Annotated in this window: 28 protein-coding genes; 13 read left to right on the top strand and 15 right to left on the bottom strand. The window is 71.6% G+C overall.

Features of this window, described 5'->3' with window-relative positions; genetic code table 11:
- Position 1: 1 nt before the first annotated feature.
- Positions 2 to 814, bottom strand: coding sequence for a helix-turn-helix domain-containing protein (locus ACFVYI_RS03680; protein ID WP_387881205.1), 813 nt, complete (start codon positions 812 to 814; stop codon positions 2 to 4).
- 314 nt (positions 815 to 1128) lie between these two features.
- On the opposite strand from ACFVYI_RS03680, the gene ACFVYI_RS03675 reads away from it, so the two are divergent.
- Entirely contained in the window at positions 1129 to 1497 is a 369-nt protein-coding gene (locus ACFVYI_RS03675; RefSeq protein WP_380575379.1) for an ATP-binding protein, read from the top strand.
- Positions 1494 to 1649, top strand: a complete 156-nt coding sequence (locus ACFVYI_RS03670; RefSeq protein WP_387881203.1) for a hypothetical protein — start codon at positions 1494 to 1496, stop codon at positions 1647 to 1649. The genes ACFVYI_RS03675 and ACFVYI_RS03670 overlap by 4 nt, the downstream gene beginning before the upstream one ends.
- A gap of 81 nt (positions 1650 to 1730) precedes the next feature.
- On the opposite strand, the gene ACFVYI_RS03665 is transcribed toward ACFVYI_RS03670, so the two are convergent.
- The 3 genes from ACFVYI_RS03665 to ACFVYI_RS03655 form a co-directional block, all read right to left on the bottom strand.
- A complete protein-coding gene (locus tag ACFVYI_RS03665; protein ID WP_387881202.1) occupies positions 1731 to 2153 on the bottom strand; it encodes a hypothetical protein in 423 nt (140 codons plus the stop codon).
- Positions 2154 to 2331: 178 nt separating this feature from the next.
- Positions 2332 to 3102 carry a CDP-alcohol phosphatidyltransferase family protein gene (locus tag ACFVYI_RS03660; RefSeq protein WP_387881200.1) on the bottom strand — a complete coding sequence of 257 codons (771 nt, stop codon included), beginning with the start codon at positions 3100 to 3102 and terminating at the stop codon, positions 2332 to 2334.
- Between the two features lie 205 nt (positions 3103 to 3307).
- The gene (locus tag ACFVYI_RS03655) at positions 3308 to 3739 is read right to left on the bottom strand and encodes a DoxX family membrane protein (RefSeq protein WP_387881197.1); all 432 of its coding nucleotides are present in this window, start codon (positions 3737 to 3739) and stop codon (positions 3308 to 3310) included.
- Positions 3740 to 3846: 107 nt separating this feature from the next.
- Between ACFVYI_RS03655 and ACFVYI_RS03650 the strand changes: the two genes are divergently transcribed.
- Positions 3847 to 4401: a TetR/AcrR family transcriptional regulator gene (locus ACFVYI_RS03650; protein WP_387881194.1), complete on the top strand. Its 555-nt coding sequence runs from the start codon at positions 3847 to 3849 to the stop codon at positions 4399 to 4401.
- Positions 4402 to 4459: 58 nt separating this feature from the next.
- Here the strand turns inward: ACFVYI_RS03650 and ACFVYI_RS03645 are convergent, their stop codons facing one another.
- The 5 genes from ACFVYI_RS03645 to ACFVYI_RS03625 form a co-directional block, all read right to left on the bottom strand.
- Entirely contained in the window at positions 4460 to 5158 is a 699-nt protein-coding gene (locus ACFVYI_RS03645) for a YidC/Oxa1 family membrane protein insertase (protein WP_387881192.1), read from the bottom strand.
- Positions 5159 to 5249: 91 nt separating this feature from the next.
- Positions 5250 to 5543: a DUF6412 domain-containing protein gene (locus tag ACFVYI_RS03640; RefSeq protein ID WP_387881189.1), complete on the bottom strand. Its 294-nt coding sequence runs from the start codon at positions 5541 to 5543 to the stop codon at positions 5250 to 5252.
- A gap of 78 nt (positions 5544 to 5621) precedes the next feature.
- A complete protein-coding gene (locus ACFVYI_RS03635; protein WP_387881186.1) occupies positions 5622 to 6179 on the bottom strand; it encodes a hypothetical protein in 558 nt (185 codons plus the stop codon).
- Positions 6176 to 7636: a hypothetical protein gene (locus tag ACFVYI_RS03630; RefSeq protein ID WP_387881183.1), complete on the bottom strand. Its 1461-nt coding sequence runs from the start codon at positions 7634 to 7636 to the stop codon at positions 6176 to 6178. The genes ACFVYI_RS03635 and ACFVYI_RS03630 overlap by 4 nt, the downstream gene beginning before the upstream one ends.
- Positions 7637 to 7642: 6 nt before the next feature.
- Complete coding sequence (locus tag ACFVYI_RS03625; RefSeq protein WP_387881181.1) at positions 7643 to 8062, bottom strand: hypothetical protein; 420 nt, start codon at positions 8060 to 8062, stop codon at positions 7643 to 7645.
- A 121-nt stretch (positions 8063 to 8183) separates the two neighbouring features.
- Here ACFVYI_RS03625 and ACFVYI_RS03620 point away from each other — a divergent pair, with 121 nt between their 5' ends.
- Positions 8184 to 8468 carry a type II toxin-antitoxin system prevent-host-death family antitoxin gene (locus tag ACFVYI_RS03620; protein WP_360627576.1) on the top strand — a complete coding sequence of 95 codons (285 nt, stop codon included), beginning with the start codon at positions 8184 to 8186 and terminating at the stop codon, positions 8466 to 8468.
- Entirely contained in the window at positions 8461 to 8883 is a 423-nt protein-coding gene (locus ACFVYI_RS03615; protein WP_360627573.1) for a type II toxin-antitoxin system VapC family toxin, read from the top strand. The genes ACFVYI_RS03620 and ACFVYI_RS03615 overlap by 8 nt, the downstream gene beginning before the upstream one ends.
- A gap of 80 nt (positions 8884 to 8963) precedes the next feature.
- On the opposite strand, the gene ACFVYI_RS03610 is transcribed toward ACFVYI_RS03615, so the two are convergent.
- Positions 8964 to 10067 (bottom strand): Gfo/Idh/MocA family oxidoreductase, encoded by a 1104-nt coding sequence (locus ACFVYI_RS03610; RefSeq protein WP_387881177.1) that lies wholly within the window; start codon positions 10065 to 10067, stop codon positions 8964 to 8966.
- 97 nt (positions 10068 to 10164) lie between these two features.
- Complete coding sequence (locus ACFVYI_RS03605) at positions 10165 to 11196, bottom strand: lytic polysaccharide monooxygenase (protein WP_387881174.1); 1032 nt, start codon at positions 11194 to 11196, stop codon at positions 10165 to 10167.
- Between the two features lie 475 nt (positions 11197 to 11671).
- Between ACFVYI_RS03605 and ACFVYI_RS03600 the strand changes: the two genes are divergently transcribed.
- From ACFVYI_RS03600 to ACFVYI_RS03585, 4 genes are all read left to right on the top strand, one after another.
- Positions 11672 to 12451 carry an HAD-IIA family hydrolase gene (locus tag ACFVYI_RS03600; RefSeq protein WP_387881171.1) on the top strand — a complete coding sequence of 260 codons (780 nt, stop codon included), beginning with the start codon at positions 11672 to 11674 and terminating at the stop codon, positions 12449 to 12451.
- Positions 12452 to 12546: 95 nt separating this feature from the next.
- Entirely contained in the window at positions 12547 to 13761 is a 1215-nt protein-coding gene (locus tag ACFVYI_RS03595; RefSeq protein ID WP_387881168.1) for a low temperature requirement protein A, read from the top strand.
- Between the two features lie 186 nt (positions 13762 to 13947).
- A complete protein-coding gene (locus ACFVYI_RS03590; protein WP_387881382.1) occupies positions 13948 to 14625 on the top strand; it encodes a uracil-DNA glycosylase in 678 nt (225 codons plus the stop codon).
- Between the two features lie 373 nt (positions 14626 to 14998).
- A complete protein-coding gene (locus tag ACFVYI_RS03585; RefSeq protein ID WP_387881165.1) occupies positions 14999 to 15877 on the top strand; it encodes a glycoside hydrolase family 6 protein in 879 nt (292 codons plus the stop codon).
- Between the two features lie 122 nt (positions 15878 to 15999).
- Here ACFVYI_RS03585 and ACFVYI_RS03580 read toward each other — a convergent pair whose 3' ends face one another.
- From ACFVYI_RS03580 to ACFVYI_RS03565, 4 genes are all read right to left on the bottom strand, one after another.
- Positions 16000 to 17931, bottom strand: coding sequence for a galactose oxidase-like domain-containing protein (locus ACFVYI_RS03580; protein ID WP_387881162.1), 1932 nt, complete (start codon positions 17929 to 17931; stop codon positions 16000 to 16002).
- A 132-nt stretch (positions 17932 to 18063) separates the two neighbouring features.
- Positions 18064 to 20211 (bottom strand): glycosyltransferase family 2 protein, encoded by a 2148-nt coding sequence (locus tag ACFVYI_RS03575; protein ID WP_387881159.1) that lies wholly within the window; start codon positions 20209 to 20211, stop codon positions 18064 to 18066.
- 584 nt (positions 20212 to 20795) lie between these two features.
- On the bottom strand, positions 20796 to 21605 hold the full coding sequence (locus tag ACFVYI_RS03570; protein ID WP_387881156.1) for a 3-oxoacid CoA-transferase subunit B: 810 nt from the start codon (positions 21603 to 21605) through the stop codon (positions 20796 to 20798).
- 5 nt (positions 21606 to 21610) lie between these two features.
- The gene (locus ACFVYI_RS03565) at positions 21611 to 22372 is read right to left on the bottom strand and encodes a CoA transferase subunit A (protein WP_387881153.1); all 762 of its coding nucleotides are present in this window, start codon (positions 22370 to 22372) and stop codon (positions 21611 to 21613) included.
- A 417-nt stretch (positions 22373 to 22789) separates the two neighbouring features.
- Here ACFVYI_RS03565 and ACFVYI_RS03560 point away from each other — a divergent pair, with 417 nt between their 5' ends.
- The 4 genes from ACFVYI_RS03560 (at position 22790) to ACFVYI_RS03545 (ending at position 26620) form a co-directional block, all read left to right on the top strand.
- Positions 22790 to 24061: a substrate-binding domain-containing protein gene (locus ACFVYI_RS03560; RefSeq protein WP_387881151.1), complete on the top strand. Its 1272-nt coding sequence runs from the start codon at positions 22790 to 22792 to the stop codon at positions 24059 to 24061.
- Positions 24061 to 24843 (top strand): ABC transporter ATP-binding protein, encoded by a 783-nt coding sequence (locus tag ACFVYI_RS03555; protein ID WP_387881380.1) that lies wholly within the window; start codon positions 24061 to 24063, stop codon positions 24841 to 24843. The genes ACFVYI_RS03560 and ACFVYI_RS03555 overlap by 1 nt, the downstream gene beginning before the upstream one ends.
- Before the next feature lie 62 nt (positions 24844 to 24905).
- Positions 24906 to 25754, top strand: coding sequence for an ABC transporter ATP-binding protein (locus ACFVYI_RS03550; RefSeq protein ID WP_387881378.1), 849 nt, complete (start codon positions 24906 to 24908; stop codon positions 25752 to 25754).
- The gene (locus ACFVYI_RS03545) at positions 25754 to 26620 is read left to right on the top strand and encodes a branched-chain amino acid ABC transporter permease (protein ID WP_387881149.1); all 867 of its coding nucleotides are present in this window, start codon (positions 25754 to 25756) and stop codon (positions 26618 to 26620) included. Before ACFVYI_RS03550 ends, ACFVYI_RS03545 begins: the two co-directional genes overlap by 1 nt.
- Positions 26621 to 26708 lie beyond the last annotated feature (88 nt).

The raw sequence follows: 26708 nt of genomic DNA, 5'->3' as shown, positions 1-26708 counted from the left end.
CTTAGATTTCCTTCTTGATGCGCGTGATCAGGTCGCGCGACTTTTCCACGGAAAGCGATCGCTCGATCATCCGCTCTATGATCTGGCGGTAGTTGTCGACCTGGTTCCTCTCGTGGAGGAACACGGGCCCGCCAACTGCGTCGAGCTGCACGGTGTCCAGGCGGGGAACCGGGCCCTTCGTGTGAACGATGGCTTGACCGGCACCCTTGAAGCCATCGGCGTCGAAGCTGACCACATGGACTGTGACGTGTGAAAGATGCGAGAGCTCCAGGATCCTGTCCAGCTGCTTCCGCGCGACCTCACGTCCCCCGAAGCGCATCCTGAGCGCTGCCTCATGAACGACCGCGGTATAGGGCTGAGCGTCTTTGGCCATGAGAAGTTCGGACCGGTAGACGCGATTCTCTACGCGGGATTCGAGGAGGCGGGGTCGCAAAGGGGGATAGGCATCCTGGAAGATCGCGCGGCTGTACTCCTCGGTCTGCATGGCGCCCGGAGGATGGCACACCTGGTAGGTCATCATGCCTTCGGCGAAGTACTCAAGCTCTGACATGTCGAGGAAGCCGGTTGGAACTGAGCCCCGGTACTCCTCCCACCAGCCCTTGTGTCGCTCGCCTGCCATGCGCGCGAGTGCCTCGGTGTACTCGGCATCGCCTTCCTCGTAGTCAGCGGCGAGGGCACGTACCCGGTCAGGGGTGACCGGGTAGTAGCCCTTCTCGATCTGCGTGATCTTCGTTCTGTCGACGCCAAAGAGAGCGGCTGCCTGGGTGGTTGTGCGGCTGGCGCAGTCTCGCATCTTGCGCAGCTCGATGCCCAACCGTTCCTGCCTGGCTGTCGGGGTGGCGCGTGGTGGCATGGGTCAAGCATCTCCGTGGACGGTCAATCAGTCCAGCCGTATCTGGGGGCACGTGTTTTCTTGATTGCGTGGCACGTGTGACCCTGCATGCCCTACAGTCTGTGATGCACCGCTCACCGAACGGGTTGTCAGTAACGCCAACCCCTTGGGCAGTTGGTACCGGCTGCCCAGGCACCGAAGAGCACTCGTATCGCGGCGCTGCCTGCTCCGCGACGGGCTTGCTCACGGCGACACCCCCACCGGTGTGCCCCACCTACACCGCAGGGAGATTCCCCGTGTGTAACTGCATCCTCAACTCCTCGACCCTCGCCCTCGCCCGTGAGTCCCTGCGCGCCGCCATGGCGCGCGCCGGGTGGGACTTCGAGACCATCGCCGATGCCGAACTCGCGCTCGCCGAACTCGTCGTGAACGCGTGGCGGCACGGTCGCACGTCCTCGCCGGTCGTCCTGGTCCTGATCCTCGGCCGCACGCTCCGGGTCTCGGTCAGTGACGACAGCACCGAGTTCCCCGAGCAGCGCGAGCCCTGTGACTTCGCGGAGTCCGGACGCGGCCTTCGGCTCGTCCAGGGCCTCACCCACCGCTGGGGTACCGAGCCCCGCAAGCACGGCAAGTCCGTCTGGTTCGAGCTGGACGCCGCCGCGTGAACGCCGGGCTGCTCGGGCTCCTGATCCTCATCATCCTCGCGGCCGTCGTCGGCGCCGTCTGCCGACTGCGCAGCGAGGCCGTCAACGAGCCTGTCGGGGAGGGCGATCGCGCCGACTCGCTCCCTGTCGAGCCGGTCGCCATATCCTCCTGAGTGACGAAGCAGCGGGCCGCGCCCAGTCCGGGACCGGGCGCGACCGCTTCAACGGGGCGCGACATCGCGGCGAGCCTGCGGCTACAGGCTCGTGTGCGGGCCGGACTTCCCGGTGAAGGGGAAGAGCGGATAGCCCTCGAAGCAGCGTCCGTCGGGCTGGAAGTAGGGCCAGTCCATCCCCGCTCGGTACAGCGCCGTCAGGGCGACGGCCGTGAACACCGGCGCGAGCCAGTTGACAGCCTGACCGCCGGGGAGCGGGTGTCTGCGCAATGCGGCCTGGAGGAGTACGAGGACGATGGTCATGGCCAGCCACACGGCCGGCATCGTTCCGAACTGCAAGCCGATGTTGTTGCTGAAGTTGTTCCCGAGCAGGCAGTCGTTCCAGGCCTGAACCGTCAACCACGTGCCGACGATCACGCCGACAGAGGCCAGTGCGGGTGCGAGGAGGTACCGGCCGCAACCGCTGCGGCCAGCGGCGGCTTCCTGGCATGGATGCTCTGACATCTCCACGGTCCGTCCCCCGGTTTCGGGCGGCAGGCGAGCCGCCGCAACCAGTCACGCCGGACTTGATCCGTGCGGTTCCGACCCGCCGCCGAGCGTTCCGGTCCGAGAGTGGTGGAGGGTGGTCGGGTCCGCTCGGCTCCGGCCGTCCTGACGTCGGCGAACTGAAGGATTCTGCTGCTCAGCGCAGGCGTGAGGAGGAGAGGATCGAGGCCAGGTGGGCGACCACCATGCCCCAGGTGATCACCGCGATCGCGGCGAGCGCGATCCGGGTCGGGCCGATGTTCCCGACCGCCGCGTCCGCGACCGCCGTGGCCAGCAGCACCAGCGAGGCCTCGATGCCGTTGGTCACCCGGTGGATCTTGAAGATCGAGGCGAGCCGGCGGGCCGTCGCGATGCCCTGCGAGCGCGGCTGGGTCGACTCCTCGTCGGCCGGCAGGAGGCCGCTGCGGGCCCGGGCCACGTCCACCAGGTCCGTGGACGCCTTCAGCAGCACCACGCCCAGCGCGGTGGCCAGCCCGACCGAGATCCACAGGTCGGACCCACCGCGGGCCGCCCGCACACCGGCCCCGATCATCAGCGCCGCGTCGGCCAGGTAGGCGCCGAGCCGGTCGACGTAGACGCCGGCCGTGCTGAACTGCCGCTTCCAACGGGCCACCTCGCCGTCGACGCAGTCGAACAGGAGGAAGCCCTGGAACAGCAGGGCCGCCAGCACCGCGCCCGTCAGGCCGGGGATCAGCAGGGCCGCCCCGGCGCCGACGCCGCAGACCACCATCACCCAGGTCAGGGTGTTTGGCGAGACCGAGGTGCGGACCAGCTGCCGCGTCGTCCGCAGTGAGATCCGGCGCATGTAGAGGCGGCCCGCCCAGTGCTCGCCGTTGCGGCTCTGCAGCTTGGCCTGCGGTTGGCAGACCTCCCGCAACTCGGCCAACGTCGGGGCGGCGACCTTCACGAATTCCTCCACTGTCCGGCCGGACTCGGCAGCGAGTCTCGGGAACGAGACTCGGAAACGATCAGCAAAGGCTACGACCTGCCCCGACCGTCGCCCGGGGCGGGGCTTCGGTTTCCGGTGCGGAGATTCGCCGCGTCGAACCCGCTTCTCATGCCCGGAGCCCCCGCCGCGGGGCGGGGGCTCCGGCACGTCGGTGGCCCTGGGGTCAGCCCGCGAAGGTCAGGGTGGCGGCCGCGACGAACAGCACCTGGAGGGCGGTTCGGGGGCCCAGCGCGGTGGCGCCGGGCAGTCGGCGCCGGGCGGCGGAGACGTTCGCCGGGAACATGGCGATCATCATGAGGATCAGGCTGCCGGCCGCCCACCGGGTCGTCGCCGGAACGAGGACCAGCACGGCGGCCGCGAGTTCCAGCAGGCCGGTCAGGGTGACCAGCAGCTCCGGGCGGGGCAGGCCGGGCGGGACCATGGCGACGAGTCCGGTCCGCAGGCGCGGGAAGAAGTGGGCGAACGCGGTGAGCAGGAACATCGCGGCGAGTCCGACCTGCAGGGCGGGGTGCCAGCCGTCGAGCATGTCCACACCTGCCAGGCCGGCCAGGCGGGCTGCCAGGAATCCGGCGACGAGAGCGATCAGCGGTTCCATCGTGGGCCTCCGAGGGTGCGGGGCGGTGCCCTGTGCCAGAGCATCTTGACACCATCAAGTTTGGGTGCGGCCAGGCCATCTTGTCAATGACAAGTTATGATCGGAGCATGTCTGCACAGCCTTATCACCACGGTGACCTGAGGAACGCGCTGCTCGCCGCCGCCACCGAGGCCATCGAGCAGAGCGGGCCCGCCGCGCTGAGCCTGCGCGAGCTGGCCCGCCGCGCGGGCGTCTCCCACGCCGCGCCCGCCCACCACTTCGGCGACAAGGCGGGACTGCTCACCGAACTCGCCACCCAGGGCTACGAGCTGCTCGCCGACGCCGTGCACGCCGCCGGGCCGGACCTGATGGAGGCGGGGGTCGCCTACGTCCGGTTCGCGGTCGGGCATCGCGCCCACTTCACGGTGATGTTCGAACCCGGCCTCTACCACCCCGACGACCCGGGCCTGGTCGCCGCCCAGGCCCGCGCCGACCAGGCCCTCTCCGCCGCGCTCGCGGCGTCCGCCCCGGAGCGCGCGGCGGAGCGGGAACTCAAACTGGCGGCCTGGTCGATCGTGCACGGCCTCGCCCAGCTGTGGAACAGCGGGAGCCTGGCCGACCGGTCCGGGGAGGACCTGGCGACGATCGCCCGCGCGGTGATCGGAAACCTGCGCCCCGCCTAGCCGGGCCCGGCGGGCGGGCGGTCACCCGCCCGCCGCCGAGCCGGCCCCGGCACGCCGGTCAGATCAGCGCCACCGCCGACACCGGAGCGCCCCCGCCCCGGTGCAGCCAGCCGCGCTCGGCGGCGGACCAGGCGGTCGTGGTCAGCAGGTAGACGGCGGCGGCCAGCGGCACCAGCGCGGCGAACAGCACGGTGCCGAAGGACAGGAACGGCAGGAACCTCAGCCCGGGCTGCGCGGCCTGCTGGGGAGCGGCCGCCTGCGCCCGACGGGCCCGGCGGAAGTTGACGAACGCCACGGCGGCCAGCCCCGCGTACAGGGCGCCGAACACCACCCACTGCGCGACGTCCTGCGCGCCGCCCACGTGCAGGCCGAGCGGGACACCGAACAGCGTGTGGCCGAGCAGATCGTTCGGGGTGGTGAACAGCCGGTACATCACCGAGAAGAACGGGATCTGCACCAGCATCGGCAGGCACCCCGCGAACGGCGAGGCCTTCTCCTCCCGGTACAGCTCGGCGAGCGCGGCCTGGAGCTTCTCCGGCCGGCCCTTGTGCTTGCGGTTCAGCTCGGCGATCTTCGGCGCGAGCCGCGCGCGCGACTTCTCCCCGCGCGCCGCCGCCCGCGCCAGCGGGTGCAGGGCGAGTCGGACGCAGACGGTGAACAGGACGATCGCCGCCGCCGTGGGCATCAGCTGGGCAAGGGTGGCGACGACATCGTGGGCCAGGCCGACGGCCGGGTCGAGCACAGCGAAAACGGACATGGTGGAGCGAGCCCTCCGGGGTCTCAGCGTCTCGGGACATGAGTGGTCTACGGAGGGCGGCCGCGTGGACGGCGGTGGAGAAGTGGGGTGGTTACGCGGCCGCCGGGGCCGCGCCCGGCGCCCTGGGGCGTCGCCTGCCCCGGGCATCGGGATCACGCTGCGGGAGGAAGGCCGTCCGGAACGCGCGACGCCGCAGCGTCCCGTCCCGCACGGCGGCCGGCGCCCGCGCGCCCAGCAGTCGCGCGGCGACCAGCGTCCCCGCGACCGCCCCGGCCAGCAGCACCACGGCCGCGGTGGCGGCCACCGAGGTCAGCGTCCCACCTTCGGTGAGCACCTCCCCGGTCAGCACCCGGAGCAGCCCGAGCAGCATCGCCACCAATCCCACGGCATGCTCCTCTCCCGCGCTCCGGACGTACCGACGGTCAGACGTTGAGGACGATGGTACGACGCCCGGAGTCCCGGGTCAGGGGACGTCCATGGCATAGACCCAGACCTGGGTGAACCCGTCGGTCCCGGGAGCGAGCCAGACGGTGGTGGCGACGGCCTTGCTGTGCCCCGGCTGCCAGGACTTGATCTCTCCCTCTCGCAGGGGGAGCGACGCTGGAGGAGCCGGCGATCCAACGTGCTGGAAGTGGGCCAGAGCTGTACTGTCCATGGCGCCACCGTCATCCCAGCGGCCGACTCCGAGGCTCTCCGTGAAACTCGCGTCCTCGCCCTGGGGGAGCCGGAAGGCGAGTACGGCGACATCGTCCTGGAAGCCATTCTGCAACCCCCACCGGAGATCGGCGGCGGACGCTGGAATCCGTACCTGGGCGAACTCGGCGACCTGGGCAGCCGTCATGGTCGTCACCCAGGCACCGGGTCGTCCGCTGTCCGGAGCCGGATGCCGGTCCGCCTCGTCGATCCAGCGCAGGCCTCCCACGATGGCCGCCAGCAGTAGCACGGGGAGCACCACTAGGGCGGCGGCCAGCCACCAGCGACGGGTGGGGCGTCGGTTCGGCGCGGGCGGCGATTGCTTCATCGGGTCTTCCTCCCGGCGTCGCCGCGCCCGCCCTCGCGGTCGCTGTACCGTTCGCCGCTACCGGCGGGCCGGACCGCGGCGATGTCGTCCAGGGAGAGAGTCATGGGGGTGCTCCTGCCCGACATGTCGAACTCCCGGGCCAGCCCCGTCTCGTGCAGCTTCGCAAGGTCACTGTCGCTGACGTTGATCCCCGCAATGGGGGTGCCTTTGCCTGGGTCCCAGTTGTACCGGTCCCAGACGTTGACCTGGTACTGGACCGAGAGTTTCGGGTTTCCGCCCGGACCGGGCTCTGCCGTCACCACCCCGGAGGCCACGTAGGGGTGGCTCCCCACAGCGAGGTACCAGTTCCGCTGGTCGTCGCTGTTGATGGTCCGGTGGAAGACCGGGGTCTCGACGGGCACGGCCACCGGCGCTCCGCCCGATCTCGCGAAGGCATCCAGGGCGGTTTGCCGCCACGCGGCCTGGGACGAGGCCAGCGAATCGGTGACCTGCGCGCGAAAAGTAGCGTCGTCCCGCAGCATTCGTTCGACATCCAAGGAGAGCGGTTCTCCGCTGCCGTCGAGGTAGTGCTGCATATGGCGAGCGGCGTCGGTGTAACCGGCGAGACTGCCTGCAGCGGCCATCGCGCTGACCTCCGCCCGCGTCGTTCGGTCGCCGAGACTCGGCTCGCGTGACCGGAATGTCCCCGATCCCAGGTCCGGCGCCGTCCATTGGTAGACGGTCGGACTCAGAACGCCCGCGCTGACCAGCTTCTCCGAGCCGGACGCGAGAAGCCCTGCTCTCACCGCTGGGTCGAGGGCCGCCCACCAAGCCGGGAGGACCTGGGGGGAGGTGGGCATTCCTGCTGCCGCAGCGAGATCGGCCCGGGCGTCGGCCACGGCATTCGAGCGCGTCGCGGGGTCGACCTCATCGGGGTTGATCGCCCGCAGGGCCGAGGCCGTCGTCGCGTCGGCCTCGGTGGCCGCTGCCACGGCCTTGTGCATGGCGTCGACGTGGCCTTGCAGCTCGTTCCACTTCCGCTGCCGGTAGGCGATCGAGTCAGGGTCGTTGCGTTCTGCCGACGGTAGGGCGGGCAGTGTGGCCGTGCCGTCCTCGGCCACGGTCGCGCCCAGCGCCTCGGCGTCCGCGATCGCCCGGAGCAGGTTCTGCCCGGCCTCGGCGAAGGACGACCTGGCACGGCGCAGGGCGGCGGTGACGGCCAGCGCCTCGTAGTGGAAGGCGCTCAGTTCCTCGGCCAGGAGCCCGATCTCCCGGGCTGCCTCGGCGGCGGCGGCCCCGGTCCAGGGGCGATGCCCGGCGGGGGAGAACGCGTACGGCCCGGTGCCGGTGAGGGGCTGGAGGATTCCGGACCGCACCTGGGCGCTGATCTGTTCCATGTGGCCGGAGACGCTGTTCCAGGTGTCGCCGGCCCGGTCCAGCGGTTCGAGGGCGGTGTGGCGCAGCTGTGCGAAGGTCACCACGGCTCACTGCGCCTTGAACGTGTCGGCGGCGGCGCTGTCGGCGGCCCGGTAGCCGGCGGCGGTGGCCTCCAGGCGGTCGGCGGTCATGCCGAGGCGGTTGTCCAGGCTGGTCCAGCGGGCCTTCCACCAGGCGAGGACTTGGGCCAGCGCGGCCCCCGAGCCCCAGCCGCCGGCCAGGGCCTGGACGGCGGCGGTGGTGTCCGGTTCGACCTGGCCGACGGAGTACCTCAGTTCCCCCTGGAGATGTCGGGAGACGCCTGCGGCCTGCCGGAGGGCGTCCGGTTCGACGCGTAGCGGGGTGCCGGCCGGTGCGGCGCCAGACCACGGGCCGGTACCGCCGACAGTGCCCGGCACGGAGGGTGGCGGCGGGTGGTCCTGGCCGTAGAGCCAGGGATTCTGCTTCGCCTCGGTGGTGTCGGTCATCCAGAGCCCCCTCTGTGCGATGAGTCGATGGTCGGACGTTAACGCACCACCCTTCCGTTCGTGGGCGATTGTCGATTCGCGCGCCGTAGCCAGGGGTGCTACACGGGGCTACCTTGGAAGGATGAAGACGATTACCCAGCGGGAGTTCCGGAACAACTCCGCCGCGGTGATGGACGCGGTGGAGGCGGGGGAGATCTTCCACATCACCAGGAACGGGGTCGAGGTCGCGGAGCTGCGGCCGGTCGCGGAGCGGCGGCGGCTCACGGCGGAGGAGCTGGTGGCGCGGCACGTGAAGCTGCCGCGGGTGGACTACCAGCAGATGCGCAAGGAGGCCGAGGAGTACTTCGGGCCCGAGGAGCTGGTGGGGGACGAGGGCGACGACCCGTTCGAGCGGCGGCGTGGCTGAGCGGCGCAGGGCGTCCCGGCGGCGGCCGGCCGGGGTGCTGGACACCTGCGTCTACATCGACCTGGCGCTGCTCAACCCGGCCGAGCTGCCGGCCGTGCCGGAGCTGACCGCGATCACCTTCGCGGAGTTGCAGCAGGGTGTCTCGATGGCCCGGGACGCGGTGAGCCGGGCGGCGCGGTTGGAGGTGCTGGGCGCGGCGATGGCCGACTTCGACCCGCTGCCGTTCGACGCGGCCGCCGCCGCCCGGTACGGGACGCTGGTCACGCTGACCATCGCCGCCGGGCGCCAGCCGCGCCCGCGCCGGATCGATCTGATGATCGCGGCCATCGCCTCCGCGCACGGGCTGCCGCTGTACACGCGCAACGTGGCGGACTTCCGGGGGCTGGGTTCGGCGGTCGAGGTCATCGCGATCTGACCGGGCAGGCGTCACGGCTCCGGGGCTCCGCTCCCCCTCGCTTCCGTCCGGACGTCGGAGGAGTGGAGCCCCGGAGCAGGTCAGTCGAGCCGGACGGTCGTGCCGGTGGCGGCCGAGGTGCGGGCGGCCTCCAGGACGGTGAGGGTGGCGACGGCGTCGTGCGGGTCGACCGGCGGCGGGGTGCCGGGGGTGGCCAGGGCGGCGGCGATGCCCGCGTAGAAGGCGGGGTAGTCGCCCGCGTCGGTGGGGAGGGTGGTCGCCGACTCGTCGGTGCCGAGGGTGCCGTACAGGGACGGCTGGTCGGCGCCCCACGGCGTCCCGTCGCGGCCGGTGCCGTCCGGGCGGTGACCGGCGCGCAGATCCGCCTCCTGCGGGTCCATGCCGGACTTCACGTACCCGGCGGTGTCGCCGAGCACCCGCAGACGGGGGCCGATGAGCGGGGTGATGGCGCTGGTCCACAGGTGGGAGCGGGTGCCCGAGGCGTGGGTGAGGGCGAGGAAGGCGTCGTCGTCGACCACCGCGCCGTCCCGTCGGACGTCGATCTCGGCGTAGACCGTCTCGACCGGGCCGAACAGGGTGAGCGCCTGGTCGACCAGGTGGCTGCCGAGGTCGTACAGCGTGCCGCCGACCTCGGCCGGGTCGGCCAGCTCGCGCCAGCCCGCCTTGGGCTTCGGGCGGAACCGCTCGAACCGGGACTCGAAGCGGTGCACCCGGCCCAGCGCGCCCTCGCGGACCAGACGGGCGGCGGTGAGGAAGTCGCCGTCCCAGCGCCGGTTCTGGAAGACGGAGAGCAGGACGTCCTGCGTCCGCGCCAGCGTGCAGAGCTCCAGCGCGTCGGCGGCGGTGGCGGCCAGCGGCTTGTCGACGACGGTGGCCAGCCCGGCGCGCAGCGCGGCCCGGGCGAGCGGGACGTGGGTGCGGTTGGGCGAGGCGATCACGATCAGGTCGAGCGCGTCCGGGTCGGCGAGCAGCTGCTCCGGCGTGTCGACGGCGCGGGCGCCGGGGTGCTCGCGGTGCAGCTGGGCGCGGCGGTCGGGGTTGGCGGTGACCACCGCGTCCAGCCGGAGCCCGGGGGTGGTGGCGATCAGCGGGGCGTGGAAGGCGGAGCCGGCCAGGCCGTAGCCGATCAGGCCGACACGGAAGGGGCCGTCGTGGTGGCGGAGAGGGCGCGAGGAGGGGCTCATGCGCCTTACTCAATCACGGGGTGCCCGGTTGGCCCCGGTTTCGGTGCGGCCGGCCTGACCGGCGGTGGGCTCGGTGAGTGTGGGCTCAGCGGTGGGCTCAGCGGGCGTGGGCACCGGGGGTGCGGCGGCGCTGGCGGTGGACGACGGCGACGGTGGCACCGGCGAGGAGGAAGGCCGAGCCGATCGAGGCCAGGATGCCGAGGGAGCGGTCGGATCCGGTCTGGGCGAGGTGCTCGGGCGCGGGGGACTGCGGGGCGGCGTGAGCGGCGACCTGCGCGGAGGGCGTGGCGGGGGACGCCGACGCGGGGGCGGCTGCGGCGGCCACCGGGGTGCTGGGCGCGGGGGTCGTCGGGGTGGGGGTGTGGTCATGCCCGGCGGGGTGTCCGGACGCCGGGGTCGGGGCCGTGGCGCCGCCGGAGCCGGTCGCGCCACCCGGCGCGGGCGCCGTCGTGGGGGTGCCGGCGGGCGTCGTGGTGGGTGCGGCGCCGGTGCCGTCGAAGACCACGTCCGAGCAGGAGTAGAAGGCCTCCGGGCTGTCCGAGCGCTGCCAGATCGCGTAGATCAGCTGGCGCCCGCTCCTTCCGGCCGGCACCTTGCCGGGCAGCACGTACGAGCCGTCCGTCAGCTGCGGGTCGGTGACCGTGAGGAAGGGCTGGGGCTCCAGGTTCGCCCAGGTCAGCGGCTTGGTCGGGGAGTAGCTGCCGTTGGTGAGGAAGAGCTGGAAGGTGCCCCGGTGCGGCGCGGTGGCGCGGTAGCGGAAGGTGAAGTCCGACCCGGCGGTGAGGTTGGTGGCGGGCCAGTCGGCGCGCGGCAGGTCGAGGCCCTTGTACGTCTCCGAGCCCGCACTGCACAGCCGGCCGTCCGGGATGAGCTCGCGGTGGCGCCCGGCGGCGTCACCGATCCGCAGGCTCATCCAGTCGTACAGGGCGGCCGTCCCGCCGGTGGCCACGGCTGCCCGGCAGGCCGCCGACTTCGGGTGCTCGGCGCCCTCCAGGTAGCAGCCCTCGATCCGGCTGAGCGGGTTCTGCATCGAGCCGTGCGCGGCGGCGGGGCCGGCGCCGAGTCCGACGGTGAGGCCTGCGGCGGCGAGGGTGAGGACGGCGGCGGGGAGGCGGCGGCGCACGGGCATGGTGAGGGGACTCCTTCGAGGGAGCGGGGTGAGGGTGGTGTCGTTCACGCTAGCCCGATGGTGCGGCTGTGCTGAGGGGCGATCAGAGCGGTTAGGGGCGGCTTAAGGAGCCCTTGAGGCACGGGTGTTGGGCCGCCGTGTCCGGCGGGGAGCGTGCGCGGGGTGGCGCGGTCGGGGGCGGGCGGGGTGTGAGCGGGAGCCCGACCGTGGAGCCCGCGGGGGCGTGCGCGGGTGCGCTCCGGGCGTGCGGAGCCGCGGACCGCCTCGTCCCGTGGAGCGTTCCGGTGGGCGGGACGTACTGCCGTCGGGCTGGTGTGCGGATTAGGCTGTGCCCCGTTGGGGCAGCCAGCAGTACCCCCGGCGGTCCGGTGTCCCGAGGAGGGTCCGGCCGGTGGGAGGCGCAACGGTGACGGCGGTGCGCCGCAGAACTCGTACGACCATCGCAAGACGTTGCAAGACTTCGGGAGACACGCACGTGGCAGACCGCAAGCCCATCGAGTCCTGGCTGACCGACATGGACGGGGTCCTCATCCACGAGGGCACGCCGATCCCCGGCGCGGAGGAGTTCCTGCGCCGGCTGCGGGAGTCCGGCAAGCCCTTCCTGGTGCTCACCAACAACTCGATCTACACCCCGCGCGACCTCAGCGCCCGCCTGGCCGGCATGGGCCTGGAGGTGCCGGAGGAGTGCATCTGGACCTCGGCCCTGGCCACCGCGAAGTTCCTCAAGGGCCAGCGCCCGGGCGGCACCGCGTACGTGATCGGCGAGGCGGGCCTCACCACCGCGCTGTACCAGGCGGGCTACGTGCTGACCGACAACAACCCGGACTACGTCGTCCTCGGCGAGACCCGCACCTACAGCTTCGAGGCGCTCACCAAGGCGATCCGCCTGATCAACCAGGGCTCCCGCTTCATCTGCACCAACCCGGACGAGACCGGTCCGTCGACCGAGGGCGTGCTGCCGGCCACCGGCTCGGTCGCGGCACTGATCACCAAGGCGACCGGTGTCGAGCCGTACTTCGTCGGCAAGCCGAACCCGCTGATGATGCGCGAGGCGCTGAACTCGGCGGGCGCCCACTCGGAGACCGCCGTGATGATCGGCGACCGGATGGACACGGACATCGTGGCGGGCATGGAGGCCGGCATGGAGACCATCCTGGTGCTCACCGGCCTCACCGCCGCCTCCGACGTGGAGCGGTTCCCGTACCGGCCGACCCGCGTCGTCCAGTCGATCGCGGACCTGGTCGACCTGGTCTAGCCTCTGCTCTGATGTTGCGGGCCCTGCCCCGGCCGACGGCCGGGGCAGGGCCGTCTGTTGCGTGCGCCTGTTGCGTATGCGGACGAGGGGGCGGGATGAGTTCGGCGGGGGAGTTCATCGACGAGAAGCGGGTGACCTGGGCGGAGCTCTACTTCGACCTGGTCTTCGTCTTCGCGATCACCCAGGTCTCCGGCCTGTTGCACCACCATCACGACTGGGGCGGGGTCGCCCGGGCGCTGGTGGTGTTCGTCCCGGTGTACTGGTGCTGGGTCGGCACCACCGTGCAGGCCAACATCCGCGACGTGGACACCCCGAGGGACCGGCTCGGCATCCTCGCCGTCGGACTGGCCGGCCTCTTCATGGCGCTGGCCGTGCCCGGCGCCTACGAGGGCCGGGGCGTGCTGCTCGGCGCCGGGTACTGGGCGGCCCGGGTGGTCCTGCTGGTGCTGCTGATCCGCGTCCCGGGCGTCTGGCGCGGGCCGTACGGGGTGGGCGTGCTGGTCAGCGGGCCGCTGCTGTTCGTGGGCGGGCTGCTACCGGAGGGGCCGCGGACAGTGCTCTGGGCGCTGGGCGCGCTCTGCGACCTGGCCGGCCCGGTGGTGTTCCGCAACCGGCTGGCCAGGGTGGCGTACCACCCGTCGCACATGCCGGAGCGGTTCGCGCTGTTCCTGCTGGTGGCGCTCGGCGAGTCGATCGTCGGGATCGGTGCCACGGCCGCCGCCGTCCGCCTCGACGCGGCCGAACTGGCCGCGGTGGCGGCGGCGTTCACCATCTCCTGCGGGCTCTGGTGGCAGTACTTCGTCTACGCGGCGGACGCCATGCGGCACGCCGTGACCGTCGCCGACTCGCGCCGGGACGTCATCCGCCGGGTGTTCCAGTACGGACACCTGGCGCTGGTGGCCGGCGTGATCGCGGTCGCGGTCGGCTTCGGCGAGACGGTGGCCGACCCGCGGCAGGCGCTCGGCGCGGGCTCGGTGGCGCTGCTGTACGGGGGCTGCGGGCTGTATCTGCTGACCTTCGGCTACACCCGGTGGATGATGTTCCGCGCGGTGTCGACCACCCGGATCGTGGCCGCGGTGGTGGTGCTGGGCCTGCTGCCGGTGATGGTGCGGCTGCCGGCGATCGTGGTGTTGGTGGTGCTGGCGGTGCTGGTGGTGGCGCTGAACGTGGTCGAGCACGTTCGGGTGGGGCGGGCTGCGGCGGTTGCTCGGAGCACCGGGCCGGCTGCCGCGGTTCCGACGGCCGAGCCGGCTCCGGTGGCACCGGCGACCGGCGTGGCCGCGGAGGCGCCGGTGGCCGCGGCGGAGTGAGTTGTCGGTGGGGCTGTGTAGCGTTCGGTGTGGAAAGAGGGCGTGCGGCGCAAGGGCCGCGGTACGCCGGAGGTCGGGGCGGTGCGGCGGTGAGCGGCCGTCCGGTGGGAGGTTGATGTCGTGACGGACACGGTCGAGGCAGGCGTGATCGAGACGGAAGCGGTCGGGGCCGGAGCGGGTGGCGGGCTGGAGCTGCCGCAGTCCTGGCGCGAGGTGTTGGGCGCCGAGGCGGAGCAGCCGTACTTCGCCGAGCTGGCGGCCTTCGTGGCGGCGGAGCGTGCGCAGCACCAGGTCTTCCCGCCGAGCGGGCAGGAGTTCTCGGCCCTGGAGGCCACGCCGTACGAGAAGGTCCGGGTGCTCGTCCTCGGCCAGGACCCGTACCACGACGACGGCCAGGCCCACGGCATGAGCTTCTCCGTGCTGCCGGGCACCAGGACGCCGCCCTCGCTGCGCAACATCTTCAAGGAGCTGGACGCCGACCTGGGCATCCCCGCTCCGGACAACGGCTACCTGATGCACTGGGCCGAGCAGGGCGTCCTGCTGCTCAACGCGGTGCTCACGGTGCGCGCGCACGAGGCCAACTCGCACAAGGCCAAGGGCTGGGAGAAGTTCACCGACGCGGTGATCAAGGCGGTGAGCGCGCGTGAGGAGCCGGTGGTCTTCGTGCTCTGGGGCAACTACGCCAAGAAGAAGCTGCCGCTGATCGACACCACGAAGCACGTGGTGGTCCAGGGCGCCCACCCGTCGCCGCTCTCCGCCAAGCTGTTCTTCGGCAGCCGGCCGTTCTCGCAGATCAACGAGGCGCTGGACGGCTTCGGCGTCGACCCGATCGACTGGCAGGTGCCGAACCTGAAGCAGGGCTGACCCGCACCCGGTAGCAGGACCGACGGGTGCGGCGGGCTGACACCCCGTCCACCCGCCGCCGCTGCCTGCTGTTCACCGACCTCGGCCGCCGGTCGGTACCCGGTGTGCGAAGCTGGGTGCCGACCTGGTCGCCGGACCGGTCTGGGAGGGGCGGTACGTGCGCCGGGTATGGCGAGGGGTGGGGTTCCGGCTGGTCGCGGGGGCGGCGGTGCTGGGGCTGACGGCAGGCGTGGCGGGTTGCACCGGCGGGAGTGCGGCCGGTGATCCGGGGGGCAGTTCGGCCACCGGTTCCAGTGCCGGTACGGGTGCGGCTCCCGCTCCGAGCGGGGCAGGCGCGGCGGGCGGCGGTTCGTCCGGTTCCGGTCCTGCCCAGTTGCCGGGTCAGACGTTCTACGTCTCCGACCGGACGTCCGCCGCCCGGCAACTCGTCACCCTGCGCGCTCAGGGTCGGACGGCCGAGGCCGACACCCTCGCCAGGATCGCCGCCCAGCCCTCCTCGCAGTGGCTCGGGGACGACGCGGCCAAGGGCATCGTCGAGCAGGTGGGCCGCCGGGCCGCCGAGGTGGACCGCACCCCGGTCTTCGTCGCGTACAACATCCCGCACCGTGACTGCGGCCAGTACTCGGCCGGCGGTGCGACCGACGCCGCGTCCTACCGCTCCTGGATCACCGGCGTGGCGGAGGCACTGGGCGACCGCAAGGCCTGGGTGGTCCTGGAGCCGGACGCCATCGCGCACACCCTGGACACCTGCGGGGTCAAGGGCGCGGCCGCCGCCGAGCGGTACGGTCTGCTGGCTTTCGCCGTCCAGGAGTTGAAGAGGCGTCCACAGGTCCGGGTCTACCTGGACGCGGGCAACCCCGGCTGGGCACAGGACCCGTCGGCGATGGCCGAGGCGCTGAGCAAGTCCGGTGCCGCCGTGGCGGACGGCTTCGCCGTGAACGTCTCCAACTTCTACAGCACCGACCGGAACGCGGCGTACGGCACGGAGCTCTCCGCCGCCCTGGGCGGGAAGCACTTCGTCATCGACACCAGCCGCAACGGCAACGGCCCCTTGAGCAGCGAGGCCTGGTGCAACCCGGCGGGCCGCGCGCTCGGCGAGCCGCCCACCGTCGACACCGGCCGGCCCGGTGTCGACGCCTACCTGTGGATCAAGAACCCCGGCGAGTCCGACGGCGAGTGCGGGCGGGGCGAGCCCCGGGCGGGCGAGTTCTGGCTGCCGTACGCCCTGGGGCTGGTGCGCGGGGGCGCGTAGTCGCACACCCGCGCCCGGTCGCCTGGTCGCGCCGACGGCGAAGGAGCGGACGGGGACGGAGCGGACGGGGTAGTGGGCGGCGGGGTAGTGGGCGGAGCGGACGGGGGCGTAGTGGGCGGGCGCTAGGCGGTCACGTGGATCCAGCGCGCGACCGACGGGGTCCCGGCGGCGTCCGTCACGAACAGCATGTACCAGCCGGGCGGCAGCAGATCGGGGTTGCCGGGCAGGGTGAGCGTGACACCGCCGACCGAGCGCGCGCCGATGTCCAGGGCCACCGAGCGCTGCTCGACGTCGGTCGCGTGGGTGACCGAACTCGGCCGGATCAGCTTGGCGGTGGCGACGGCGTCCGGCTTCGGAGTGTCCACCGTGACGGTGCCGCCGAGCTTCGCGGTGGCGGGCGCGCCGGTCAGCTGCGGGCGCTCGCCGTGGAACAGGTACGGCGGTGTGTAGATCTCGATCCGCTGCTCGAAGGTGCCCGGCTCGGTGTCGGCCTTGTCGGCGAAGAGCGGGTCGGAGCCCAGCACCACCACCCGGCCGTCGGGCAGCAGCAGCGCCTCCGAGTGGTAGTTCCGTCCGACGGTCGGCTCGGCGGCGGTACTGAAGGTGTTGGTGTCCGGGTGGTAGACCTGCGACTTGAGCAGGTCGCTCCGGTGTTTGCCGCGGTAGTCGCGCGAGCCGCCGGTGGTGAACACGGTGTCGTTCGGCAGGATCACGCTGTTGAGGTAGCGGGTGCCGCCGGCGGGCAGGTCCGGTCCGGCGGTGAAGGCGGGCTTCGCCGCGGAGAGGTCGGCGATGTCGGTGCGGGCGGTGGAGAGCGGTGACTCGCCGACGCCCCCGCCGCCGAGCACCATCACCTTCTGCGCCTGGGCGGGCGGCAGCAGGACGGAGGACGAGGTCTCGGTGAGGTCGGGATCGCGAAGGCCCGGGACCGGTTGGAAGCTGTTGTCCTCCAGATCCCAGAGTCCGGGCTCGCGACCCTTGTCCGCCGGGCCGTAGCCCGCGTTGGAGCCCGAGTAGAAGAGCTTGCCGGAGGCGGTCAGGAAGATCGACGGGTAGGTCGGGAAGTAGCGGTCGGGCGCCTTCGACCAGGTCTTGCGCGCCGGGTCGTAGATCTCGTTGTCGTTGCCGCTGAGGATCTGCCCGGTGTCGTCCAGCCCGGAGACGGTGACCACCCGCCCGTCGCCCAGCCCGGTGAGCGTCGGGTACCACCGGGCGTAGGCCATGTCGGTGACCTGCTCGTACAGCTCGGTGTCCGGGTTGAACTCGAAGGCGGAGCGGATGCCCTGGAAGTCCTGCTTCTCCAGGGTCATCCGGTCGGCCATGCCGTAGAGGTTGCGGGCGTCGGCCCCGGTCAGGCCCTTGATCGTGTACTGAGCGGGGGCGTTCTCGACGTACGCGCCGCCCGGCGCCACCGCCTCCACGAACACGTGCTGCTCGCCGGCCTTCACGACGGTCCGCTCGCCGGAGCCGGTCTTCACCGCGGCCGGGACGGTCACCTCGGCGGTGGACGCGTACGCGTGTCCGCCGGGTGCGGTGAACACCGTCCCCTTGGGGAACGTGTGCGCGGCCTCCGGGCTCTCGTTGCGTACCCGCATGGTGCCGGCCGCCTTCTTCACCGCCCCGTCCAGCGCCTCGTAGCGCAGCGTGCCGCCGGCCACCAGCAGCCGGCCGTCGGGCAGGGCGGCGTGGCCGCCGCAGAACATGTCGGCCGGGGTCGGGATCCGTTTGTAGGTGTTGGTGGCCGGGTCCCAGAGCAGGCTCTTGAAGGAGCCCGCGTCGAAGCTCCGTTGGTCGTTCCCGGAACCGGCGACGATCAGGACCTTGCCGGTGCGCAGCAGGCTGGCATGGACGGCGTTGATCCGGAACTCGGCGGGGAGGGCGACGGTCTGCCAGTGGCCGTACTCGGCCTTGTACTCCGGGCGGTTGATCACGTACTGGTGGTACTGCTCGTTGGCGAAGCCGAGCACGGCCGGCGCGTTCATCCCGGCCACGGTCAGTGCGACCGTGCTGCCGAGGGCGAAGCGCCTGGTCCGGCCGGCGTTGCGGATCTTCACGGTGGTTGGTCCCCTCCTGCTGCGGGTCAGTCGGCGTGGGTCAGTCGGCGCGGGCTCAACGGGCGGTGGCGGCTGGTGCGGTGGTGGCCTCGGCGATGGGGCCCCGGCGGTGGAGGCTCCGGTGGTCGAGGCTTACGTGTTGCGGGCTCCGGTGGTGGAGGCCCAGGTGGTGGGCGCCCCGGAGCGGCCCTGGGGTGGCACGGTCGGGGTGGTGGCGGGGGCGGTGACCGTACGGATGGTCGCTGTCGTGGCTCCGACGCCGGTGACGGAGAGGGTCGAGATGGGCCGGGCACGCCTGCGGCGGATCGCATCGGCGGCCAGCACGAGCATCGGCAGCAGGCTGAGGAGGAGCGCGAGGAAGGCCCAGGTGCGCATGGCGACGTGGTCGTGGCCGGTGAAGAAGGAGGCGGTGATCGCTGCGCCGAACACCAGCGTCCAGAACAGGTGGATGCGGAACGTCGCCACCCGGTCAGGGCTGGCCGAGTGGCCCTTCGGTGTCACCACGAAGCGGCTGCGGCGGCGAAGCAGCGCTTGCAGGAACGATGCTGCATAGATCGGCCCGCAGAGTGCCGACATCACCATGCCCGCTACCCCGGACGACCCGGCCGGCTCGTGCGGGCTCACGTTGTGCTTGCGGTTCCAGGTGTAGAGCAGCACCTGGAGAGCGGCCGCGTCGCTGTACAGCATCATCCAGATCTCCGAGGAGACGTGGACCCCCGACGCCCCGAAGCCCAGGTAGAGCACGCTCGACACCCCGCCGAGCAGCCAGGTCAGCGCCGCCATCGGGTAGAAGCAGACCATCAGCGTGTAGTTGAGCAGCCGGCCGGGCGACAGCCGCCAGGCCGCGCGCCAGTACTGGGTCAGGAGCGTCTCGTAGGTGCCCCGGCTCCAACGGAGCTGCTGGGAGAAGAAGTCCGTCCAGGAGGACGGGCCCTCGCCGACCGCCAGCACGTCCGGGGTGTACACCGACTTCCAGCGCGCGCCGGTGGCCGGGTTGCGACGGCGGTGGAACTCCAGCCCGGTCGCCATGTCCTCGGTGATCGAGTCGTACAGCCCTCCGATCGACTGCAACGCGCTGATCCGCACCGCGTTGTTGGTGCCGACGAACATCGGCGCGCCGTAACGGTTCCCCGCCCGCTGGATCAGCGCGTGGAAGAGGAACTGCTGGCTCTCCGAGAACTTGGTGACGGCCGAACCCGAGCTGCGGTAGTTCCCGTACACCTGTGGGCCGACCACGAACGCCACGTCCGGGTCCCGGAAGTACCCCAGCATCCGCTCGCCGAACTCCGGCAGCGGGACGTGGTCGGTGTCCACCGACACCCAGAAGTCGTAGTCGGCGCCGTGGGACTGGAGCCAGCTGTTGTAGTTGCCGTGTTTGGTTCTGGCGCGAAACCGGCCCCTGGGCTGGTTCCAACGCTCGACGCCGTGCCGGCTGAAGTGCCGCGCACCCAGGTGGGCGCAGAGCGCGCGCATCGCAGGATCGTTTCCCTCGTCGAGCAGCCAGACGTCGTACGGGCCGTCGTGCCGGACGGCGAGTGCGGCGATCAGCGTCCTGCGCACCATCTCCGGCGGCTCCTTTCCCGGCACGCAGGTGGTGAGGAACGCGACCCGGGTGCCCGACTCGGGCGTGACCGGGACGGGGTCGCGGGCGACCAGCGTGGCGTGCGTGTTGGAGACGACGTTGACCAGCCGGAACGCCTCGACGACCGCGATGATCGTGATCATCGCCTTGTCGGCGATCGGCAACCAGGAGTGCGTCTCGCCCGGCCGGACCGGCCAGTGGTCGGGGAGCAGCAGCCAGACCAGGAGCACGGTCTCGACCGCCGGGGCGGCCAGCATGAGCAGTGCTGCGCGGATCCGGTGCGGTTCCCGGCGCAGCAGGCTGCGGTACTGGACGCGGTAGGGAGCGGGGGCGTCCTCCGTTGCGGCGGTTGCGGCGTCCTTGGTGCCCTCGGTGCCCTCGGAGTCGGTGGAGCTTTTGCCGGTGGAGGTGGTGCCGGCGGTTCGGGGGCGTTCGTTGCCCGTACCGCCTCCGCTGTTGCCGGTGGCTCCGCCACTTCCCGGGGTGGTGGCCGGCCCGGCGAGGCGGCTGAAGTGGGCGTAGTCGTAGGGGGCTTCAGGGACGGGTATGGATATCAGGGCATCGCCGATCGCGGCTGCGGAGGTGGTGTCGGGCGCGCCCGCGCGCGGGGGCGGCGCCGAGGGCGGAGCGACGCGGGGGATCGGGGGATGACCGGGCGGGCCTTCTGCGTCCGTGTGTCGCGAGAACAGCTTGATCATGTGTGGCTCCCCCCGTGGCCGGCCGCTTGGGTCGACTCATTCGTGCGTACTCAGACCGGAGGTATGCGATCCAGTGCCCTGCGCTGCGACCTGGGTGTTCTGGCGACCGCTCCCCCCGGAGCCCGGCTTTCGAAGCAGAGTGCCGCCCGGTCGACTGCACTGATTTCAGGCAGTTCCAGGGCGTTAATCGTTAAAACGTGTACGATCGATTATGTCGCACAGCTTTGCGGCTGCTTCGAATGCGAGATCCCGGCGCGTTCTCCGGACTCCCCTTCGGGGTGTGCGGGATCCTCGGCTGCCCCAACTCTCCCGGAGCGTTGGCGTGATCGCAACCGATCCGATAAAGGATCATTGCGCGAGAGTGAAGATATGACGATTCCCGGCCATGTGGGCCCCCAATGGTGTTATTGAGGGGGAATCGCGTGTCGGCGCCGCGGGCTTGTCGAATGGATGCACGAAGGCCGGACTCCCCCGTGGGTCGTCCGGCTCTCCGTCGGGCTTCTCGTTCCAGGCTCTCGCTGCGGTCCTTCGCTGTGTGCCGCCGCCGCGTGCCGTCGCTCTTCGCCGTCGGTCAGTGTCGTTGTTCAGTGCCTTCGATCCGGGCGCTCGGCTCGGGAGTCGGGTGCCTGGCGCGGCACCCCGACGCGGCCGGTGGGGAGCGGGTCGGAATGCGGCGGCAACAGGCTGGGCCCGGTCGCGGCCCGGACGTCGTCGAGTGACACGCCCGGAGCCGATTCGACCAGACGCAGCCCGTCGCGGGTGACGTCGATGACGGCCAGGTCGGTGACGATTCGGTCGACAACTCCCCGACCGGTGGCCGGAAGTGAGAGTTCCTCGACGATCTTCGGCGAGCCGTCCCGGGCGGTGTGCTCCATGACCACGATCAGTCGTCGGGCGCCGTGCACGAGATCCATGGCGCCACCCATGCCCTTGACCATCTTGCCCGGGATCATCCAGTTGGCGAGATCCCCGGAGGCCGATACCTGCATCGCACCGAGGACCGAGACATCGATCCGACCGGCCCGGATCATGCCGAAGGAGAACGCCGAGTCGAAGTACGAGGCGCCGGGGGTGACCGTCACGGTCTCCTTGCCCGCATTGATCAGATCGGGGTCCTCGGCTCCGTCCGCCGGGTACGGGCCGACACCGAGGATGCCGTTCTCCGAATGCAGCACCACGTGGACGTCCGGCGGGAGGTGACTGGGGATCAGGGTCGGCAGGCCGATGCCCAGATTGACGTACTGCCCGTCCCGGAGCTGCCGGGCGGCTCGTGCGGCGAGTGCGTTCCGCGCGTCGAGCTCACGGGCGGCGGTGGGCCTGGCGGTCGTGGTGGTGGAGGTCGGGGTGGAGGCGGTGGTGTTCGCGGGCGCTTCGATGATCGTTTTGGTGGTCATCGCGATCAGGCCTCCTGGGGTGCGGTGACGACGGTCCGGCGCTCGATGCGGCGGTCGGCGGGATCGGCCAGGACCACTCGGTCGACGTAGACCCCGGGCAGGTGGACGGCGTCCGGCTCCAGCACACCCGGCTGGACGATCAGGTCCGCCTCGACCAGCGTGACCCGGCCGGCCATGGCGCAGAGCGGATTGAAGTTGCGGGCGGCGGCGTGGAACACACAGTTCCCGTGCCGGTCCGCCACCGCGGCACGGACCAGCGCGAAGTCGGCGGTGATGGCCTCCTCCAGCAGGTAGCGGCGGCCACCGAACTCCCGGACCTCCTTCGGCGGCGACGCCAGCGCCACCGAACCGTCCGCGCCGTACCGCCAGGGCAGCCCGCCCTCCTCGACCTGGGTCCCGATCCCGGCCGGGGTGAAGAACGCGGGGACGCCCGCGCCACCGGCCCGCAGGCGCTCGGCGAGCGTGCCCTGCGGGGTCAGCTCCACCTCCAACTCGCCGGACAGGTACTGCCGGGCGAACTCCTTGTTCTCTCCGACATAGGAAGAGATCGTCCGGGCGATCCGGCCGGCTCGCAACAGCAGGCCCAGCCCCCAGTCGTCCACCCCGCAGTTGTTGGAGACGACGCACAGGCCGGTGGCGCGAGTGGCCGCCAGGGCGCTGATCAGCGTGCTGGGGATGCCACAGAGGCCGAAGCCGCCGACGGCCAGCGCGGCTCCGTCGGGGATGTCTCCGACTGCTTCGGCGGCGGAGTCCAGGAGCTTGTCCAAAGGGTCACCTCATGAGGGGAGGGGGTGGGGAAGGCGGGAGGGGGAGGCGGGAGGGGGAGGCAGGAGGGAAGGGGTGGGCCGGACCACGGCCGGTGAGGACATGGGGACGTCGGGAAGTGGGATGCGGGGACGCGGGGCGCGAGGCGGCGAGCCTTCGGCCCGGTACGGCCCCGGTCCGCGCCCCACCACCGTCGCCGGGTGCGGGGCGCGCCGGCCATGGCGACCGGCTCCAGGCCTGGGTACGGACGTATGGCCGGCGCCCACACCCGCCGGCCGGCCGAAGGCCCCGGGCCCGACGGTATGGCGGGCAGGGCCACAACCGGGCGCGCTGATACGGCGCCCGGGCACATGTCGCAGCCTTCATGCCGCACCTACGGTTCCGGCATCCACCCCCGCCGCACCCAGGAGTCGGTCATCATGCGCAGCTCGACAGCCCTCACCAGGACCGCTTCCGGTGCTTCCACAGGCCTGGCCGCTTCGGGCGGGCCGGGGCGCAAGCTCGCCGCGGTGGCGGCCTGTGTCCTGCTCGCGGCCGGCTGCGCCAAGGCCGGTACCGCCGGCACCGCGGCGGACGGTGGTGGTTCCAAGAGCACGGTCAAGGTCGGCCTGGTGTACTCCAAGACCGGGCCGCTGGCCGCGTACGGCAAGCAGTACCTGGAGGGCTTCAAGGCTGGGCTGGCCTATGCGACCAAGGGCACCGGCGCGGTCGACGGACACAAGATCGAGTTCGAGGAGCAGGACGACGCGGGAGACCCGGCCAAGGCGGTGTCGGCCGCCAAGGACCTGATCGGCAAGGGTCACAAGATCCTGGCCGGGTCCACCGCCTCGGGCGTCGCTCTCCAGGTCGGACCGATCGCCGCTCAGAACAAGGTGCTCTTCATCAGCGGACCGGCCGCCGCCGACAAGGTCACGGGGCTGAACACCTACACCTTCCGTTCCGGCCGCCAGTCCTACCAGGACATCAGGACCGCGGCCTCGTTCATCGGGGACGCCAAGGGCAGGAAGGTCGCCGTGCTGGCTCAGGACAACGCCTTCGGCCAGGCCAACGTGGCCGCCGTCAAGGCCGTGCTCGGAGCCCAGGGCGCCACGGTCGATTCGGTCCTCGCCCCGCCCAGCGCGACCGATCTGACCCCGTTCGCCACCCAGGCCAGGGCGGCCAAGCCCGACCTGTTGTTCGTCGCCTGGGCCGGCGACACCTCGTCGGCCCTGTGGACGGCGCTGAACCAGCAGGACGTGTTTGCCGACACCAAGGTCGTCACCGGGCTCGACCTCGCTGCCTCCTACCCTCTCTTCGGCCCGGCGGCCGAGAAGATCTCCTTCCTGAACCACTACTTCGGCGGAGCTGCCGGAACCCCGGTGGAGAAGGCCATGGACGAGTCCGTCACCGCGGGCGGCGGGAAGTCCGACATCTTCACTCCGGACGGCTTCACCGCCGCCCAGATGATCGTGCACGCGGTGGAGGCCAACCATGGCTCCGCCGAGGACACGTCGGCTCTGGTGAAGGCGTTGGAGGGTTGGAGCTTCGACGGGGTGAAGGGGCGGACCACGGTGCGGGCCGAGGACCACGCCCTCCTCCAGCCGATGTTCCAAGTCCGGCTGACCGGTACCGGTGCGGCTGCCAGGCCGTCGGTGGAGAAGACGCTGGCCGCGGACGAGGTGGCGCCCCCGGTCACCCCGATGGCGGGCTGATCGCCGTGTCCGGTCCCGCTCCGTCCACCGTGGCCGCGCCGGTACTGCGGCTGACCGGCCTCGGCTGGTCCGTTCGCGGTGTTCCGATCGTCGAGGACGTCTCGCTCTCGGTCGGGGAAGGCGAGTTCATCGCCTTCATCGGACCCAATGGTGCCGGGAAGACCTCACTCTTCAATCTGATCTCCGGTATCCACCCGGCGAGCCAGGGCAGAGTGGAACTCGACGGCGCCGACATCACCGCCGAGGCCGTCCACGCCAGGGCGCGCCGCGGACTTGGCCGTACCTTTCAGACCTCCTCTCTCTGGCCGGGAATGACGGTTGCCGACCACGTCCGCCTGGCCGCGCAGGCCGCAGCCGGACCGCGAGCCTCGTACCGGCTCTGGCGCCGCGCCGACCGGTATGCGGACCAGGTGGGCGCGACCCTGGAACGCACCGAACTTGTCCATCGGGCCGGAACCTTGGCGAGTGCCCTCTCCCACGGTGAGAAGCGCAAGCTCGAACTCGCCGTCCTGCTGGTCTCCGACCCCCGGCTCATCCTGCTGGACGAGCCGATGGCCGGGGTCAGCGCGGAAGAGGTGCCGGCTCTCACCGAGCTGATCCGCTCGGTCCACCGCGACCTCGGCCGCACCGTACTGATGGTGGAGCACCATATGGACGTCCTGCTCGGCCTGGCCGACCGCCTCGCCGTGATGCACCACGGCACGCTGCTCGCGCTGGACACCCCCGAGGCAGTGATGGCGGACGCCACTGTCCAACAGGCTTACCTGGGCGAGGCGCTGTGACCGACTCTCCCTTCTCCGCCGCTGCCTCCGGCTCGGCCGCCTCGGCCTCCACCGGCACCGGCGTGGGCGGCCCGGGTGCCGTCGTCGTTCGGGCTCCGGCCGCGTCCCTCCTTTCGGTTCGTGATCTGCGGGTGGTCATCGACGGGCTGCACATCCTGCACGGGGTCGACTTCGATGTTGCGACGACCGGTGTCACTGCCCTCCTGGGACGCAACGGTGCAGGCAAGACCACCACGGTCAAGGCCGTGATGGGTCTCGTGCCGCGCACCGGCAGCGTCCTGTTCGACGGGACCGAACTCTCCTCTCTACCCACGCATCTCGTGGTCCGCCAGGGCATCGGGTACGCCCCCGAGGACCGCGGAATCTTTGCCGGCCTGACGGTCGCCGAGAACCTGCGCCTCGCCGAGCGGGACCGGGGCCGGGATGCCGAGCCGGCCTATCACCTCGTCCATGCGTTGTTTCCCGAACTCAGGCAACGGGCCGACCAGTTGGCCGGAACGCTCTCGGGCGGCCAGCAGCAGATGGTGGCCATCGGCCGGACGCTGCTCAACCGCAACCGGCTGATCATCGCCGACGAGCCGACCAAGGGCCTGGCACCGAAGATCGTCGCCGAGGTGGCGGACGTCCTGGCCCGGGCTGCCGTGGCCGTTCCCGTCCTCCTGGTCGAGCAGAACCTCGCCCTCGTCCGCCGCCTGGCCGGCACCTGTGCCGTCCTCGCAGACGGTCGCACCGCCCACCAGGGCGACACCGCCGAGCTGTTGGCCGATGAGGAAGCCGCCCGCCGCCTACTGGGCGTCGGCAGCCACCGGGCGGGCGCCGGGCCGGCGACGGCTCGCCTCCCGACGGTCGGCCCCTCGGCGGCCGGTCGGGTGCCGGCTGCCCCTTCTGTCACTCCGGAGGTGAACCCCTGATGGACACCGTCGTTCTCCTTTCCTGTACCGGACTCGGTCTGGGGGCGCTGTACTTCCTGGTGGCCTCCGGTCTCTCGTTGATCTTCGGTCTGATGGACGTGCTCAATTTCGCGCACGGCACCCTGCTCTCCATCGGCGCCTATGCGACCTGGTGGGCCGGTACGGAGGCCGGCTTCCCCTTCTGGCTCGCGGTGCCGTTCGGCACTCTGGTGGGGACGGCGGCTGCCGTCCTGTTGGAGCTCTTCCTGATCCGGCCGCTCTACAGCCGTCCGCGGGACCAGATCCTCGCCACCGTCGGCGTCGGGCTGGCCGTGCCCGCTCTCCTGATGGGTATCTGGGGCGCCGACGCCCGCCCCTTCCCGCAGCCGGCTCTGCTCTCCGGCACCTGGCACCTGCTCGGTGCGACCGTCCCGGTCAACCGCTTCGTGCTGGTGGCCGCGGCCGGGCTGCTGCTGCTCGCTCTTCGATTGTTCCTCGCCCGTACCCGCTACGGGCTGATCGTCCGGGCCGGCGTCGAGGACCGGGCGATGGTCACGGCGCTCGGCATCGACGTGCGCAGGGCGTTCACTCTCGTCTTCGCCATCGGTGGTGCCGCCGCCGCGCTCGGCGGTGCCCTCGGCGGCCTCTACTTCGGTTCGGTCAATCCGGGCCAGGGGACCGGTCTGCTCATCTTCGCCTTCGTCGTCGTCGTGATGGGTGGCTTGGGCTCGGTGACCGGGGCGGCCGTGGCCTCGGTGTGCGTCGGTCTCGTCCAGCAGTTCGCCAACTACTACACCGCCGCGGGACTCGGCGACCTCTCGGTCGTCGTCCTGCTGGCCGTACTGCTTCTCGTACGACCCCGCGGACTCACCGGGAGGCTCGCGTGAGTGCCAAGACCCCCGACACGAGCACCGACGGCACCGCGGCCGACCTCGCCGCGGCCGGTTCGGCAGGGGGGACTGACACCAGCCCTGC

Source organism: Kitasatospora sp. NPDC058218 (genome assembly GCF_042882445.1).
In the GTDB taxonomy this organism is placed as follows: Bacteria; Actinomycetota; Actinomycetes; order Streptomycetales; family Streptomycetaceae; genus Kitasatospora.
The sequence above is the reverse complement of the archived record's forward strand: the minus strand, read 5'-3'. Positions and strand labels throughout refer to the sequence as shown.